This is a genomic window from Pseudomonas fontis (genome assembly GCF_028656955.1).
Lineage (GTDB): Bacteria > Pseudomonadota > Gammaproteobacteria > Pseudomonadales > Pseudomonadaceae > Aquipseudomonas > Aquipseudomonas fontis.
The window spans coordinates 63,361-79,918 of the sequence record NZ_JAMDGY010000029.1 but is presented as its reverse complement, the minus strand read 5'-3'; the positions used below and the strand labels follow the sequence as shown (position 1 = coordinate 79,918).

Genomic DNA, 16,558 nt, shown 5'->3' with positions numbered 1-16,558 from the left:
TGTTTGGCAGGTGCTGGTCGCGGCCTCTGCATGCCTGTGACATTGTTTGGCGGCGGTCCCTTGGTGAGTCTTTTACTTATTTTAAAGGTGTTTGTCATGGCCAATTATTCACTCGATCAGCTCACTCAACACTTGCAGGGCAAGTCAGTCACCCTTGGCTGGGATGCGCTGGTTTTCATGAACCGGACCAAGGTCAACACGCTTTTGGAGCAGCAGTATGTTGAACGTTTCAGCAGCGAGGGGTTCTCCCCCCCCGTTTCCGCCACGGTCAAGGTTTCACGGGACGGCCTGAATGTCGTTGAGTTGAGCGGCCTGATGCTCAGCCAACCACGTTTGAGTTTCGAGAAGGCGTCATTGCGCAATTCGCGGGTAACCGCAACGATGGAAATCGTCGCGGGTACGGTCAGCTATCTGCGTCTCGGCGATCACCAGGCGCCGGCCACGGTGCTCTCCAGTTATCGGATCGGCGGGGGGGAAAGAAAGTACGTGACGATGGACGTCGACCTGGCCAAGAGCCAGGGGGCTGTGTCTGATGAAGGCAAGGTCATTGTCGATATTGCCGACGGTTTCAACGGGCGTTGCGACCTGGTAGAGGATGTCTATGGCCAGGAGGCGTTGGGTGCGTTCTTCAAGGACTTGTTCATGGCGCAGCCAGCGGAAGAGCGTGTCTATGTACTGGGCATGCTAGACCTGCAGGATGCCTACGACCTGGCGCCGAACACCTTCATGATCCGCACCATGGCCACGGTACCCGGGGCCCAAGTACTGTCAGATGATTACGGCGAAGGTGCGGTGGTGCTGTTCGTCAACTGCAAGGGCAATTCGCAGCCGGGCGGTGATGATCCAATAGAGGGCTCACTGGACTACCTGATTCCGAATGATCGGGACGACGCAGGCCGGGCCATTTACTCGGGCGCGTTGGTGGTGGCGAGTAGGGTGATGTTTGACTGGTACATAAAGTTCGCTGTTGAAAATAAAGTTGGGAGCGGTTTGAAGTTTGCAATAAAGGATGAGTCAAATTATCTCGCCCGAGAGCTGAAGGCTGATAATGGGTACTTGAGAATTGAGGATATATTTAAAGCATGGGCGAATGTGGACGTCAAGCCTGTCTATTACACGCTGAATAATCAGGAGCCGCTTGAGCTCCGATTTACCAGTGGTGATCCGTCTTTGGGCGTCTTTTCCAAAGAGGGAGAACTTAGGGTGGAGTGGGCCGGGGCGAGAGATAATAAATTCAGGTATGTTCGGGATTACATTATACAGAAAAAAGAAAGTTATCATAATGTCGGTGTTGAGTATTCTATGCGGCGAGTCATGCGTCCTCAGGTGGGGGCTGATAACTCAGTCACATTCGTGGTTGGTACAGGTGACAAAACTGACATACAGCTGGCGCTGGCCGACCTTCCCAAAAACCCGTTGAAGAATTGTGGAGAGCTGATAAGGGAAAAGTACACGTCACAGATGGTTGGGGGCTTTGATCGGTTCACAGGGATTGTGCTACCCAGCATCAACGTTCTCAGCATCAGCGACATCCTGTTCCCGGGCCAACACGTATTGCAGTTGAGCGAAGCCCGCTTCCCGGGTGATCTGTTGCTGGTCGGGCAGATCGACCCGCGCGAGACCACATTCACCCTCGAGCCACTGCTCCCGTTGGTGAGGTCCGGTGATCAACAAACCTTCACCCTTCGCCAGTTGGGCCTCAATGCAGCGGCGGTCACCTGGCAGGTTCGTGGCATTGACGGCAAGCCCGCCCTGGGCAGCATCAGCCAGAATGGCGAGTACGCCGCGCCAAACATTGCCTTCCTCGACGGTGAGGCGCTGCGTGAAGTTGTTACCGCCAGCTATACCGATGAGCAGACCGGCAAGGCAGTGAGCGCATCGGCAATGGTCACGGTTTTGCTTCAGGGTGTGGAGGTGACCCCTTCACTCTCACTCGCCAACATCGCCAAACCTGGGCCGATCCCACTCAAGGCGCACTCACTCAAAGGGGGGGCTTATCGCTGGACGTTGCTGGGGCAAGGCAACGGCACATTGCAGGTCAATGGTGATCAGGCCATTTATACGCCACCTGAAATGATTCCGGCCGGCGAAGTGAGGACGGTGCTGATTGAGGTGATTGATGGGGCAGGTGAAAAAACCGTCGCTACCGTATTGGTGCGCAACGGCAACTTCAATTTGAATATCGAACCTGCTGTGCACCCGGGTATAGGGCCTACCGGGCGTGTGCTGTTGAAGGCCGGCGTGGGGCAAAACAGGGTAGAGGCACCGGAATACTACGACTGGAGCGTCGTTGCAGGGCCGGGCAGTGTCAGCGCGTCAGGGGTGTTTACTGCGCCGGCGAAGATTGATGCACCTTTCAGTGTGGTCATGGCCAAGGAGGGGCGAGCCGTGGCGGGTTACAGCGTGATTCGCCTTGCAGAGCATGCCAGGGTTTCCAAGTGGGTCGCCCTGGAAGTCTTTGATTTTGAGGTGCTTCCTTCGCAGTCCCCGATGGTGTACGCCAATGGTCTGCAGCAGGCTGAGGTTGTTGTGCGAATCAAGGCCATTGACCTGGACGGAGAAGAGGTCTCGCTGTCGCCGGAGGAACTCGACCGTGTTCACCTGGTCTCGGCGGATCAACATGTGCCGTTACATAGAGCTGGCATGAGCGGCGTTCCAGTAGGCGGCGACTGGCATTACAGCATTGCCCCGAACGGTTATGACCGATTCCCACAAGGCCGTGCAACTGAGGCTGAGAACAGCCCGCGAGAAGTACAGCCCTTGGCATTTTTGGTGCAATGTCACAACGTTGCAAACTTGAAAATTGCTGCCGCATTGTACAGTGACAGCGCAGGTTGGATTTTTACCAACAGCGCGCAGTCGGGTTCACCTAAAGTCATTGAGCTTATAGCGGTCAGGCCACCGGTCGGTGGTGCGTCCGGTGGCAACCAGTTCACCTTCGGTGATAACTACCCGCCCTATGAGCGCGTCGTCGGTGGTGCCAATAACGACAATGATTTGAATACACTGGATTACTATTATTTAAAGCTGTTGATCAATGGCGTGCAAACGGCCATACGCGATGTGCTGTTCAAGAAAAACGCGGCCATGGTCATGTGGGAAAGCAATACGAAAAACGAAGATGTTCACAGCATTGTTGGTTACGCGTTGCCTGGCGAGTCGGTACACCACGTGACCCGAGCGCTACTGCGCAATCTGAATGATGATTCACCCTTGCCCAGCGCGACAATCAAACCTGGCTATGCGCCGGACGGCAGCCTGTTGCTGAGCCTGCAGCGACGGGAATACTTGCTTTACGATACTTACCTTCGACGTGAATTTGATCAGGCGTTGCAGCTTGTGGTGGTTGATCGGTTTGGTAATAAACATGAACTGTCTGTCGCGTTTGATACGCGCGATGCACTGCGAATAATCGTATAGCACATGCGCTTTGCACCGCGTGGGCGTTGATGCTCGCGCGGTTTATTGAATATTCAGTCAGGGATTAATCGCATGGCCAATTCAACAGCGTTGCATTCCAATGCGTTCAACTTCATGAGCTTCTTGCAGAATCAGGTCGATCCGCGAACAGGGCAGTACACCTGTTCTATTGCATTGCCTGAGCTCAACGCCAACAATCTCGCAGGCCCGGTGGTGCCGCTGCAATTGGGATTCAGTCCGCTGAACAATGTTGACAGTGGCTTTGGTAAAGGCTGGAATTTGCAGCTTTCACAGTTTGATCCTGCCAGCAGAATACTGTCTCTCTATACTGGTGAAACCTTTCAGGTCAATTTTCCAAGCACCGGCGAGGGCGTTGTACCTGAAAAGAAAATAGATTCTTTTCATGCGCACAAGCTCGATACAAACACTTACCAAATCGATCACAAGTCTGGCCTTGTGGAAATACTCAAGGTGGTTCAGGGCGGCTTGGCATTGCCGGTAGAAATGCGCTCCCCACAGGGGCATAGCGTTACGCTTCACTACGAGTCCTTCAATGTCACGTTCCCGTTGTTGAGTCACATTGCCAACGCCGATGGCACATTGCTGTTGCACCTCACCCGCACGGGGGGCGTCTTGAAACTTGTGCTTCACCCGGACAGCAGGTTTGCCGCGGTGTTTACATTGAATATTCGCAGTGAATTGACGGAGAGCATCGTACTGCCCACTGCGGACAAGGCATCCTGGCGTTTTAGCTACCGGACGCTGGAAGGCCTTAGTTGCCTGGAGAGCGTTGCGACGCCTGCGGGTGGCCAGGAAACGGTTACGTATGCGGATGTGCCCCATGCTTTTCCCGGTCTGGACCAGCGCAAGCTCCCCAGGGTGGCTGTGCACAAGCGTAACCCTGGTTTTGGCCAGGCGATTATCGAGACCCGCTTCGAGTATGACGCCAAGGGCAACAACTTTCTGGGCAATGGCAGTGGCTTGAGGTGGGGGGATGACGGGTTGGACAACCTGTACAAAGTGACCAGCGACTACACCTACGAAACCACGGAGAAACGCTGGGACGCGGTTGCCAATAAAGCAGCTCGAACAACACGTCGACTATTCAACAGGTTCCATCTGTTGACACTCGAAGAGGTGGCCCAGCCAGCTTCGGACACCGCCAAAGGCGATGCGCTGCAGGTAACTGAGACCCTGTACCCCCTGGTAGCAGGGGCCAGTTTCAAGGACCAGAAGAATTACTGCCAATTGCCCGGCACGGTCATTCAACGCTGGTATTTCAGTCAGGCCGTCACGCTCAAGCATGAGGAGCGGGTCACTACCACTTACGACGATTTCGGCAATGTGCTCACTGAGGTCGCTGCCAATGGCATCAAGGAAACCAATGAATGGTATCGCGCTGAAGGTGAAATTGGTTGCCCCGCCGACCCTCAAGGTTTTGTACGCCAGCTGAAAAGTAAGACCGTGACACCGGCGAGTGCAAGGTATGGCAAAGCCGCAGCGTTGACTACCCGCTATGACTACGGTAGTTTTCGCGGCCTGAATACGACAGATCCGGCTTGGTTGGCCGTGGTAAGCGAGACGCTGGCTGAAGCGACACGAGACGTACAGAAGAGCACCTTCAGCTACTTCGTCGCGCCAAACGACAACAGCCTGCTTCACGGCCGCAAGCGCGACGAGCAACTAAGCGTCAATGGCCAGGTTACCCGTACCGAGTACGCGTACAGCACCACGGAGTACCTGGCACGCCAATTTGACCCCGCTGATCCCGGCACGTCGACGGTAGATACCGCGCATCTCTACGCAGGGGATACGGTGCTGAATACCGTCAGTACCTTGATTGGTTTTGATGACCGCGAAGCAGCACCCATTCGCAAGGTCATTACTTTGCAGCACTCCCTGCTCAACGGTGAGCCGCTGCTCAACCGTGATGACAATGATGTCGAAATTGCCTATGAGTATGATCTGCTGGGCCGTGTGATCAAGGAGACGGTTGCGCCGGGCACACGGTATGCGGCCAGTCGTAGTTATTCCTACACGCTGACCAACGCTGCAAACCAGCAGGCCAGCCAGCAGGCAATCGACGTAAAAGGTGTCGAGACCATTTCCCTGCTGGACGGGCACAACCGGGTCATTGAAGAGACCCGCCGCGATGCGGATGGTTTGGGCGGTGACGACAAAAAACAGCGCAAGGTCTACAGCGCCAGCTACGACATCTTCGAGCAGTTGGCGACAGAAGTCGTGATTGATTGGGAGGGGAGCAAGGATGTGCCCCTGAGCAGCACTTATCACTACGACCATTGGGGCCAGCAAAGCAGCGTTACCCAGCCGGACGGTATCGAGGCGTATGAAGTTACCGACCCGATTGCCCGAACGACCACTCAATGGCTGCAAGGCAAGCTGGCGGCGACAGGCAAAACTGTCGTCTACAACAATGTGTTCGACAAACCCGACAAAGTCCTGCGCTTTGACTTGGCCTATACCAAATACAGTGAGCATGCATACCACTACGACGGCTTGGGGCGTACCGCTGAAGAGATCAATGCCATTGGTGATTGGACACGCTACGAGTACGACATGTTCGACCGAATGATCAAGACGATCTTGCCTGATTCCAACGAAGTCGTTCGTGAGTATGCCGGCCATAGCAGTGAAGATTTGCCGGTGAAGATTACGGCTGCTGGCAAGCTGCTGGGTGAGCAGGTGTTTGATGGTCTGGATCGTATGACGCAATCAAACACGGGTGGGCGGATCAGCCGCTATGACTTCAAACCAGGGCTGCGCCAGCCAAGCAGTGTGACGCGCCCCAGCGACGAAGTGACGACCTATCAGTACCAGCCCGCGCTGGGTGAGGACCCCGAGCTGCGAAGTGCAACAGGCACTGAGGCCCAGTATGTTTACGACCCGCAGAGTGCTCGCCTGTTGGGTACGCAGGAGGACGATGACCAAGGCTACACACACCAATTGACCCGTGAGTATTTCAGCACAGGTGAGCTCAAGAGCGAACAGCGCAGGAAGATTGACCAGGCCACCGGCGTGGCTGCGGATGAAGATACCTTCGTCATGCATTATGTCTACAGCCGTCAGGCACGCTTGATGCGCTACACCGATGTGCTGGGGAACGTCCAAACGTACGCGTACGACACCTATGCTCGGCTGACGTCCACTGAGTTGGGGACGACGCGTTCCGCGTTCACCTACGACTCGTTGGGGCAAACCAGAGGCATTAAGACAATCGACGGAGCGCAGTGTCTGAAGATTGATCTTGAGTATGACGATTATGGGCGTGAAGTGCTGCGCACTTTCGATGTAGAGAAGGGTAACAAACAGACCCTGGAGCAGTTCTATGATGAGGTTGATCGGCTGACGCGGCGGACGTTGAAAGAAGGTGGAAACGTACTGCGCGACGAAACCTATGAATATGACAATCGCGGGCGATTGGTGATTTATGGCTGCACCGGTTCGCAACCTCCAGTTGATCCGTACGGCAAACCCATTGGCAGTCAGATGTTCGTGTTTGATGGCATCGATAATATAGAGTTTGTATTGACAGGTTTTGCGGGGGGCGTTCATGGCCACTTGCATGAAGCGCGCAAGACAAAAGAAATCAACGTGTTTATGGCAGCGCTCAGCAGTGAACTTCGCGCGGGTACTTACACCTCTCAGGCCGAGGAAAATGTCAGCGTCTACGAGTATGCGAATGACGACCCTTGCCAATTGACAAGGGTCACTAATGATCATGGCGACTATCCACCTTTGCTGGAGTTCATCTACGACGCCAACGGCAACCTGCTGCAAGACGAAGCCGGGCGGCAATTGAGCTATGACAGCCTGGGTCGCTTGAGCAGTGTCAGTGCCGGCCCGGACGGGGGCGGCAGCCGCTATGGCTATGACCCGCTGGACACGTTGAGCCATCAGCGTGGCGACGCGGGCGAGGAGCAGCGGTTTTACCAGGAGGGTGCACTGGTTAGCCAGGTTCAGGGTGACAGCCAGCGTACTTTTGTACGCGCCAATGGTTCGGTGGTTGCCGAACATAAGGACGGTGCCGACCCAAAGTCCCTGCTCCTGGCCGCTGACAACAAGCACAGTGTGCTGTCGACTGTCAGCCAGGAGCGCGTCGCGCAAGTGGCCTATACCCCCTATGGGCATCAGCCGGGAGCTGGCGAGGCAGGCAGCGACCTGGGATACAACGGTGAGCGACGCGAGGCGCAAACCGGCTGGTACCTGCTGGGCAATGGTTATCGTGCGTACAGCCCGGCGTTGATGCGGTTTCATAGCCCGGACAATCTGAGCCCGTTTGCTGAGGGTGGGGTGAACGCCTATGCCTATTGCCAGGGCGATCCGATCGGGTTTAGTGACCCGACGGGGCACTTTTCTTTCAAGTGGCTTGGCAAACTTTTTGGCCGCTCTTCCACGAAGGCTGGTAAGCAGGCTAAGAATACGGTCGTCAGTGCTTCGCCGGGGATTAGTGCTGCGCCGAGCCGCCCTCTTGTGAAGTCGAGTGTGAACAATAAAATCGGACCGCGTGCTCACAAGAATGACGTCAATTGGCAAACGCGCGCTGCGCAGCTTAGAGCACAGCAGCCTGTGGATTTACCATATCGGCCTGCATATGCTAAAGCGAAGACTTACGAAGCAGGGGCGATTGAAGCTAGTCCGAATAAAAACTACCCGTTTAGATATGTGGAGGGTGCGGCGCCGGCTGCTCCTCGGGGTAGTGAGTTAGCGCATGTTAATAAAAAGATCCGGAGCTTGGAGCGTATCGAGAAGAAGCGTGAGCTGTTTGGTAAGGAGTCGGACGCTCTGCAGGCACTTCGCTTGCAGCAAGACGAACTTATGAGGCGTCAGGCGTTGGTGCGTTCGTAGTTGCTGACTTTGCTCCAGCGCTGAATAGACGCGGGAGTGTCTACTCTGACGCGATGCTTGGCGAGGCGAGTTGCACACGGTGTGGTCGCTTATCGCCAAGCAGTTTTTTGATTAGTACGTTTTTTGCTAAGGATGCTGACTATGAGTCACTTATTTACAGGTGAGGTGCAGGGCGCACCACCCAGTCCGTCCCCTCCGGTCATACAACCATGGGCCGACAAGTTGCAACTTATTTGGCGGACAAGTGGGCAAGGCATAAGTTACGAAGTCGACTATAGCCTGGCCTCGGACGAAGTGGTTATTGGCACGCTCAAGACCACCGCCCTGGGGTGCACTATTCCCGGGCTGCGGCCTGAGACCAGGTACCTGATCCAGCTGTATGCCTGCAATGCATCAGGTCGCTCTCCCGGTACGGAGTCGTGGAGCACGACGTTGGCAGGCAAAATTCTGCCTCCAGTGCCTACACAATTTGTCGCCAAACCAGCCAAGGACGCAGTACAGCTAAGCTGGCGCGGCTCGAGCCAGGACACCGGGTACAAGGTCAGTTACGGTGTGCTGCCCAATGGCCCGGTACTCAAGAGTTCTACCACTACATCTGTTACTTGCAACGTGACCGGGTTGAACTCGAATACCGAGTACTACTTTGACGTGCGGGCCAGCAACAGCGTGGGGGATTCTGCACCCGTACGCATCACGGCCAAGACCCTGTTGGTGCCGCCTGCACCTACCCAGCTCAAGGCCAGCGCCACTGCCAGTACGTTGCAGGTCACCTGGGCCAGTGTTGTGGGGGCAACGGATTATGTGGTCCGTTACGGTATTGAACCCAAAGGGGCGGTGAGTACCGTTATCGCGCCGGCAGGCGGTTGCACGCTGAGCGCGTTAAATCGCAACACACTCTATTTTGTCGAGGTGAGTGCGCGAAGCAGCAATGGTGAGTCACCGTCTGCACGGGTGACCTGCAAGACTTTGGAGGGCCCTGCGATTCCGAGTACGCCGCGGATTGCTGCCGCCATTGTCACGTTCGATACGCTGACCTTGGCCTGGACGACGTCTGGTGCCCGGGCCAACTATGAAGTCGCCTGGGGGGTCGACGATGATGTTGGAGCAGTCATCGGCCGTCAGCAGACTACCGGCTTGGGCATGACCCTTCGCCACCTGGCCTTTGCTACCCGCTACTTTTTTGAAGTGCGCGCGTTCAATGAAAGCGGCCAGTCGCCACCGGCCGAGGTGCAGAAAACCATTGGCCCGGATCAGACGCAACCGCGCAACCTGCGGGTGCCGGGGCAAACCTGTTTTGGCGTTCAACTGGTGTGGGAGGCGCCGCTCGACACTTCCTACCTGACCGGCTACGAGGTGATCTGCCTTGGCTTGCTGCCGCTTCAGGTGACCACGCGTGAGTGCACGGTAACCGGCTTGCGGCCACAGGTGGACTATCACTTCAAGGTCCAGCCGCGGCGTAGTGCCGGCGCCAATCCGGCGCTTGCGCAAAGCATCACCGTGCGCACCGTCGATCAGGAGCCGCCTACCCGGCCACATCACTTGGAGCTGTCCACAGTCTCGGCCGGGAGTGCCACATTGTCCTGGCAGGCTGCCGAAGACAGCATTGGCGTGACCGGTTATGAGGTACGGCGCAATGGTGGGGCGCCCGTGCTGGTGATACCCACCCAGCACAGCTTCGCTGGCCTGCAGGCGGGCGCGATTGATACCTTCGAGGTCCGCGCGCGTAACGGTGGCGGGAATCTTTCGCTGGCGGGTCGTCTGAGTACTCACGCGGGCTAATGGTGTTTTCGCCCCGGCGCTAGACAAGCGCCGGGGCGCTCCTGTCTACTCCTCGGGCACATAAGAGTAGGCAGGAGGCAGCAGTGGCAACCAACATCATCACCCGGCAAGGGCACGAAGCGCTGAAGCAGGAACTCGACTACCTTTGGCGCGAGCAGCGCCCGGATGTCACGCGCAAGGTTACCTGGGCCGCATCGCTGGGTGATCGCAGTGAAAACGCCGACTACGCGCAGGCACCCCAACGGAGCTACTATTTCCAGCGTACCCCTTGACCGAGTAGGCCTGCAGAAATAGTAGGCCTACTATTTCAGGACTACTCTTTCGAGTAGGAAGTGCAGCTGCTTCAAGGGCCTGTCCAAGCTTTGACAGCCGATGTGCAACGCAAATTTGCTTAGATTTCAACTCCGCGCAGCTTCAAACCTTCCAAGAATGCCTCGCATCTTTGTATGTGAACCAACCGAAAGCTCCTCACACACTCGCGTCCGAGAGGCATGCGCAGTGACTCGCTAGCATTGGCATCTAAACCATTAGCCCACAAATATTTCTACAACTGATAAAGCGCTGCGGCGTCAAGAAACCGTCAAGCAGCGCGATAGCCTGATCTCTACTTACGGCTCACGTTTGCCGTTTCACCCATCGCGCCCTTGAAAATGACTTCTCAACCGGTTCCGTCCTCCTGAAAAAAACGCTTCCTGACGCATAATCATGCCGGCATATTGCCGGCTTCGCTTGCGCCTGTTTCTAAGCTGTAGCCCATTTCGGGGCCAAGCTGACGACCCAGCCTCAGGTCTCAATGAAGAAGCTATAGCGAGCTCATATCACCAGGATGATTTAGAGTGTGCTGCCTTGATCAAGCTGGAAAAAGTCAGGACGCTTTCCGTGCGATTTTGTGAAATGCACCAAAACCTCACATTTCTTGACAACGTATCCACACCTACCTCTGCTCGCGTACAGCCATTGCTGTGAGAAGCGTGCGGCTCTTTCGTGCAGTCCATTCAGAGAGTCAGCCTGCCAAACCCGTCAAAAATTCTTACTTTCGCCCCCTCAAGATCCCACCCCCAGTGGGTGCCACGATCTCAATTCAGACGCCAACCCGTCACATGTCCTGACCACTGTAGCAACATCCTGAGTACCGACCTCAGCCCAGCAGCCCCATCAAGAAACGTGCAACAAGCCACCCATCCCCGTCGAGCCAGGCTACTGCTCCCTGGCAAACAGGTCATCGATATCCATCGCCTCAAGCCTATTTTGCTCCGCACGAGGTGACACGAAATTGAAGTCCTCGGCAGCAAAGTATCCCTTCATTCGGAAGGGCACGTCATAGGCGTCGACCAGCTCATCAACCATTGCCTCGGTGGGATCGACCTGCCAGCTCGTAAACTTGTCGCAGATCTTATCCCTCAGCCTTCTATTAGCAGCGGATAAGTCTTCGCCGTTGGTGAAAATGTCGCCCTCATCAAACATGTCGTCGAGGGAATTACTGATGAACTCATGGGCGAGCTTCGTGAAGGGTTCAGTGGCTTCGTTGATGCTATGTATCTCAAGCGTACCCACAAGGTCACCTAACCCCGGAAGCTCGTTTTCATTAACACCATACTCGATAGCTTGCAGTACGTGCTCTACTACGGACTCAGCGGAAACGATTTCATTATTAATGGCGGTAACTAGGAATTTCCAGCCATTTAAACTCGCCCTGGGTGCAGGCTCGCTAAGTGCTACATCACAAACAGCTTGAAGTCGTTTCGCGTTGGCTGCGTTTGAAGGGTTGGTTCCTATGTGCATGTGCAGGGTCGCCAGATACTCAGAATCACTCTCTTTGAAATTAAGCTCTGCTTCATGCTCAAATAGCTTGAAGAACATGTCGCGCGCAGCTGTGCGTTCAATTAGCTTATTTTTGGTGAGGTCAAGAATCATGGACGCCGAGGTACGGCTCCGCAGGCACTTGAAAACGAATTCAAGGGCTTCGAAGTTGCCTGCGTATCGATGGATTAGAAAGTCTGCCAGTGACGGGTTGAATAGCTTGTAGAAACTTCTGGTGCCTTGCACTGATCGAGTCAGTAGCGAATTTGATAGGAATTTTATGGCAACAGAAAACTCACGCTTACCGTCAAAATTTGAATGTTCAGGCATCCGAAGTCCTGAGGCGTAAGCAGCCTTCAATCTTTTCTCCTCGACCCTGTTGCCATTAAACGCTACCAGTAGAACCAAGAAGCGACCGAAGTCATCAAGCTGAGCGTCGAAAGGGTGTTCCCAAATCTTGGCAGGATTGTCCAGTAGATCCTTGATGTGCCCCCAGTATGCCTCTGAGGGAACATCCACTAAGCGCTGAGGATCAGTGATGAACTGTATGATTCGCGGGTTGAAATTGGTGTGGCGAATGATCTCGTGGTAGCGTTTTTTAACATAAAAAGATTCAGTGTACTCGTGATCCAATCCAGAGTGCCATATGTGGTTGTACAGGATGCGAGCTTTATCAAGTAGCGAAAGTGACTCGACCCTGACCTCCATTTCATTTTTGTCGATTTTGTGGTGATCAAACACGTCATCAAGCGCGCGCCCCTGATTCAAGATCGTAGATCGTGATGTCAGGACAAATTTCTTATGAGCACGGTCATGAGCGACTCGTCTGATGAAGTGGACGATTTGACTGCCTTTATACCCGGATAGTGCTTCGAGGTAGTTACGTCCCAGAAAGTCATCGAAATAGAATAGCTGGGGCCTCTCGGGCTCCCAGGCTTGCTCAGCCTCTTGAATATGTTCGCTGATGCAAACGAGTTCGTATCCGGATGCGGCATAGAATAGGATAAGTTGCTCGGCGAGGGTGGTCTTACCGATTCCTGGCTGACCTGTGATTATGACCGACCCAAGGTCATTCAGCTTGTTCACTCCCAACTGAAAATTAGAGGTCTGGACGTAGATCTTCGACTTCTCGATGATCTGCTTCATCATCGCGTCGCTGCGACCATTGATGGCGTTGTTGAGCAATCCCAGAAGCACCGTAGCACTGCTAATCCAGAGCTTGAAGTGTCGGCGTTCGATCACCGAATGCTTAGGGAGCAGATCGTTCAGATCCTCTCTGCCGTAAACGCTCACGGGGCAGCATGCGCCAAGAGCTGTTACCAGCTCCTCCTTGTTCAATCTCGAAAGCGGATGTGAGACGACCAGGATGTAGCGCTCAGGCTTAAGCGCAGCGATCTTGGGCGCTTCCGATGTGCGCAAATGGGCGACCAGTTTCGAAAAAGGCGTAGCAGCCCAGTGTTTGGCCTGCAGGATCCACTCACCACCATCCGGGCTGAAGTAGCGCCCATCCACGCCTTGGTCACGACCAGGCTTAAAGCGCTCAAATCGAACACCCTCAGAGGCACCGATGAGGTCGGTGCAAAGCACCTCGAATTCTTTGTCGTTGAGGCGCGAAAAATCGTAGTCGTTCACTCAGGCATCCACTCCATGACAGAGGGATACGATAGCATTTAGCTACGTTGGATGAGGCTTTAGCCCAAGCAAGCTGCTGGATAGCAGTTGCGTAGTTCGCTCAAAGCCAAAGAGTACAAATGTACTCCTCGTGGGCGGCGGGGTAGTGATGGGGGGAAGGGGAGAATTGAGCGACCCATTCGCCAGGTCGCTGCTAAGCACTCTCAACGCGCGGTTGCCCCACAAGTAGGTCAACAGCTCGATGAGCTATGGCGTTTTAGTTATTTCAGTGAAGGCTTGCAGCCCTCGATAGGGTAGGTTCGAGATACCATCCGTGAGGCACTGCATCAGGCTGTTGGGGGGATTTGGCTGAGTGGATGATCACCATGAATTTTCGGGCCCTGCCTAAGGCGCAGAGGGCAACCCCTCTCAATTAATCAGCGATTAGCCCAGATAGCTGGACTGCCGCAGCAAGGTAAACAAGGAGTTAGAAACCAAGTGGTTAGAGCCGTATTTTTCAATGACGCTTTCAGGGCAGCCTTCAAGCATGCTGAGGCCCTGTGCAGTGATGACAAACACAAGATCAAAGAGATCGTGTTGGTGATTCCGGCCATGGCAAACCTCAAGGGTTCCACAAGCCTGGTGTCGTTTCTTGGGCCGGAGGCAACAAAAGCGCTCAACAAAGGCGAAGCTGCCGTGCTGAGGGGTATGCCCATCACGCTGAAAACCGAACGCACCTTGTCAGGTTTGACGCCAAATACGCTGGTCGTCTGCGCCTACGCAAGCCAGAGCATGATGGACAAAGTTGATGGGTTTGGGCGGGTTGCTGGGGTCATTGCTCTACCGTTCGCGAAGGACGTTATCAATAGCTGGATGACCTCTTGGTCGCCTTTGGTCGATGGCAAACAGCCTCATCTATCGAGGTCGGTAGCTACCGATGGTGTCGTGTTACAGGCGATGGAGGGATTGACGGCAACAGTGGGGGTCGCCACAGGAGTGCTCCACAACTCGGATAAAGAACGGATTGATCGGGTGCTCAGAATTCTTCGCAAAAAAGGGCATACGCTGGATGCTACAGCGTTACGTGCATGGGCTGTAGGTAGTGGTTGGGCGCCAAAGGCCGCAGATGAACTGGAGAAGCTTGCGACCCGGATTGCTGGGCTGAAAAATAAGCCTACTCTGAGCAGCCCGGATCAGGCGGAGCAGCTCTACGCCTCTTGGGTCACGAAAGCCTCCCAATAGCTGAGAAAGGCCTTGCTTTCGTGATCAATCCGAAAAGGTCATCTCTGCTTGCATGGGACACCGATGCTCATTTTTTCGCACAAATGTGAGAGCGTTCTCGACTGGTGCAACAACGGGGAAGGGGTGAATAGTGCCGGTCGCTCTGCGTGTCTTGCTGATTGCGTCGTCGCTTGCTCCACATGCATTCTAAAATAAGAAGCAGCTTCCCGTGAGGGAATAACGCGCCTAGAGTTAATCTGCTAACAAGGAGACGTGAAAGTGTCTGCCAGCAATATACATGCTCTAACTACCAAAGCTCGAGCGGGCACGAATGTGTGGTTTATCAGAAGTCGTCTGTCCCCCGCCCAAAAACGGCTCGTAAGGCTCAGTCAATTCCAGGCGATAGGCTGGTTTTTCACGGTGGTAGACTCTATGGCCAAAGGTTCCTACCTAGACCAGTTAAATGCGATGTACGCGTTTAACAGAGAGGTCGAAAAATTTAATTTAGGGAATTTTGCTGAGTTCCACCTACTGGCCTCCGCAACTTGGAATGATAGAGTAATTGCAGCTTGGTGTTTGATCGGTGCGGAACAGCGAGCGATTGCCAAGCAATTTGTGGCAGACGAGGCACACAACTTTTGGTCTGACACGCAATTCTGTAGTCCTGGTTGGGACGAGTATGTTCAAGCGAGGGGCACCGCTATCAACGCAGGCGAGACGGAGCGCTCTCAGCTTGATATCGTCAGTTTTGTTGGTCAGCCTGCCCGTGCCCGTCTTGTTTTTGCGCAGTAGAAAATGATGCCAGTGATGTTGCTGTGCACTCAGCCGGAACGCCCTCTTCGCCTGTGGATGTTGAAGTCTCGTGATGGAGAACTGGCTCTCGCTGCAGTTTTCAATCCTGGACAGGATGATTGCCCAAGACGCCGGCTATGCGGAGGGGCGGAGAATGCCGTCCGCTTTGGCTGGCCCACCGGGGCTTGAGATAAACACCAGATTGGGCGAACTGCTGCTAGGTTTTAGGCCTTAATAACCCGCCAGCATCCCAGTGCGCTTGCGAGGGTGATCGCCAAGTCGCTGCTAAGGCAGTCTGAGCTGGCGGTTACCCAGAAAGCAGAGCAACAGATCGCTCAGAGCCATGGCCTCTTGATCGCTCAGGTTGAAAGGCTCGTAGCCCTCGATAAAGAAGCTGCGAGAGGTGTTTGCAGTGTCGAGCATGGCGGTGTGAACCTTCTTGCCCGATTTGAAGTAGACCCTACCTCGCGATGAGGGGTGCAGTTCGATCAGCAGGTTTTCAGCATCCTGCTTGGACAATTTGAATGCCTGTTGATCAATCTTCAAATTTAGACGATTCCACTTCCAGCGGAACTGTGTGAATCGCTCCCTGCTAGCTGAGCAGGCAGTAAGAGGGCGGAGAATATTGTTCGCTTCCTTAAAGCGACGATGGAGTTCCGGAAGGGGAGGGAGGCCTTCTACGTCTGCGTGGATAACGCTATTGCGATAGCCTTTGAGCTCTATCGCCTCCTTGACAAATTTATCCCAGAATTCAGGATATTCCGGATGCAGAGGATAGTTTTCAAGGGTCTTTCGAACCAGTTTTCCCAGTGAGTCTTCTGGTGCTGTACCTGCCATGCACGCGATGTAGTCTTTGACATTTTTTTCGAATTCGATCGCTTCTGCGCGCAGGTCATGAATGGTGGGTTCGTAGCTTCCAGGTATGTCTTGGAAGTGAGTCGGTGGACGGAATCGACGAGACAGTCCGAATACGTGGGTGATCCTTTGCAGCATCTGTTTTTCCTATTTCGATGGGTGGAAGAGCCTTGCTCTAAGCGATCTTGGAGGGTGATATTTTGGATATCGGCAG

The 16,558-nt window shown here is 54.5% G+C and carries 8 protein-coding genes; 6 read left to right on the top strand and 2 right to left on the bottom strand.

Features of this window, described 5'->3' with window-relative positions; all coding sequences use genetic code 11:
- Positions 1-96: 96 nt before the first annotated feature.
- The 4 genes from M5G11_RS13185 to M5G11_RS13170 all read left to right on the top strand — a co-directional run bounded on the left by M5G11_RS13185 (position 97) and on the right by M5G11_RS13170 (position 10,337).
- Positions 97-3,420, top strand: a complete 3,324-nt coding sequence (locus M5G11_RS13185; protein WP_273925290.1) for a hypothetical protein — start codon at positions 97-99, stop codon at positions 3,418-3,420.
- A 45-nt stretch (positions 3,421-3,465) separates the two neighbouring features.
- On the top strand, positions 3,466-8,286 hold the full coding sequence (locus M5G11_RS13180; protein ID WP_273913308.1) for an RHS repeat domain-containing protein: 4,821 nt from the start codon (positions 3,466-3,468) through the stop codon (positions 8,284-8,286).
- Positions 8,287-8,418: 132 nt separating this feature from the next.
- Positions 8,419-10,065 (top strand): fibronectin type III domain-containing protein, encoded by a 1,647-nt coding sequence (locus M5G11_RS13175; protein WP_337994923.1) that lies wholly within the window; start codon positions 8,419-8,421, stop codon positions 10,063-10,065.
- An 83-nt stretch (positions 10,066-10,148) separates the two neighbouring features.
- Positions 10,149-10,337, top strand: a complete 189-nt coding sequence (locus tag M5G11_RS13170; RefSeq protein ID WP_273913310.1) for a transcription elongation factor GreAB — start codon at positions 10,149-10,151, stop codon at positions 10,335-10,337.
- Positions 10,338-11,262: 925 nt separating this feature from the next.
- Here M5G11_RS13170 and M5G11_RS13165 read toward each other — a convergent pair.
- Positions 11,263-13,497, bottom strand: a complete 2,235-nt coding sequence (locus M5G11_RS13165) for an nSTAND3 domain-containing NTPase (protein ID WP_273913311.1) — start codon at positions 13,495-13,497, stop codon at positions 11,263-11,265.
- 477 nt (positions 13,498-13,974) lie between these two features.
- Here M5G11_RS13165 and M5G11_RS13160 point away from each other — a divergent pair, with 477 nt between their 5' ends.
- Together M5G11_RS13160 and M5G11_RS13155 are read left to right on the top strand one after the other, a co-directional pair.
- Positions 13,975-14,718 (top strand): hypothetical protein, encoded by a 744-nt coding sequence (locus M5G11_RS13160; protein WP_273913312.1) that lies wholly within the window; start codon positions 13,975-13,977, stop codon positions 14,716-14,718.
- 411 nt (positions 14,719-15,129) lie between these two features.
- On the top strand, positions 15,130-15,489 hold the full coding sequence (locus tag M5G11_RS13155; protein ID WP_273913313.1) for a hypothetical protein: 360 nt from the start codon (positions 15,130-15,132) through the stop codon (positions 15,487-15,489).
- Between the two features lie 285 nt (positions 15,490-15,774).
- Here the strand turns inward: M5G11_RS13155 and M5G11_RS13150 are convergent, their stop codons facing one another.
- Positions 15,775-16,482: a hypothetical protein gene (locus M5G11_RS13150; protein ID WP_273913314.1), complete on the bottom strand. Its 708-nt coding sequence runs from the start codon at positions 16,480-16,482 to the stop codon at positions 15,775-15,777.
- Between the last annotated feature and the right edge of the window lie 76 nt (positions 16,483-16,558).

Bases quoted from the DNA above. Each gene is read 5' to 3' on its own strand.
- M5G11_RS13155 (WP_273913313.1), top strand. From the start codon at position 15,130: ATGGCCAAAGGTTCCTACCTAGACCAGTTAAATGCGATGTACGCGTTT.
- M5G11_RS13175 (WP_337994923.1), top strand. From the start codon at position 8,419: ATGCTGACTATGAGTCACTTATTTACAGGTGAGGTGCAGGGCGCACCA.
- M5G11_RS13185 (WP_273925290.1), top strand. From the start codon at position 97: ATGGCCAATTATTCACTCGATCAGCTCACTCAACACTTGCAGGGCAAG.
- M5G11_RS13150 (WP_273913314.1), bottom strand. From the start codon at position 16,482: ATGCTGCAAAGGATCACCCACGTATTCGGACTGTCTCGTCGATTCCGT.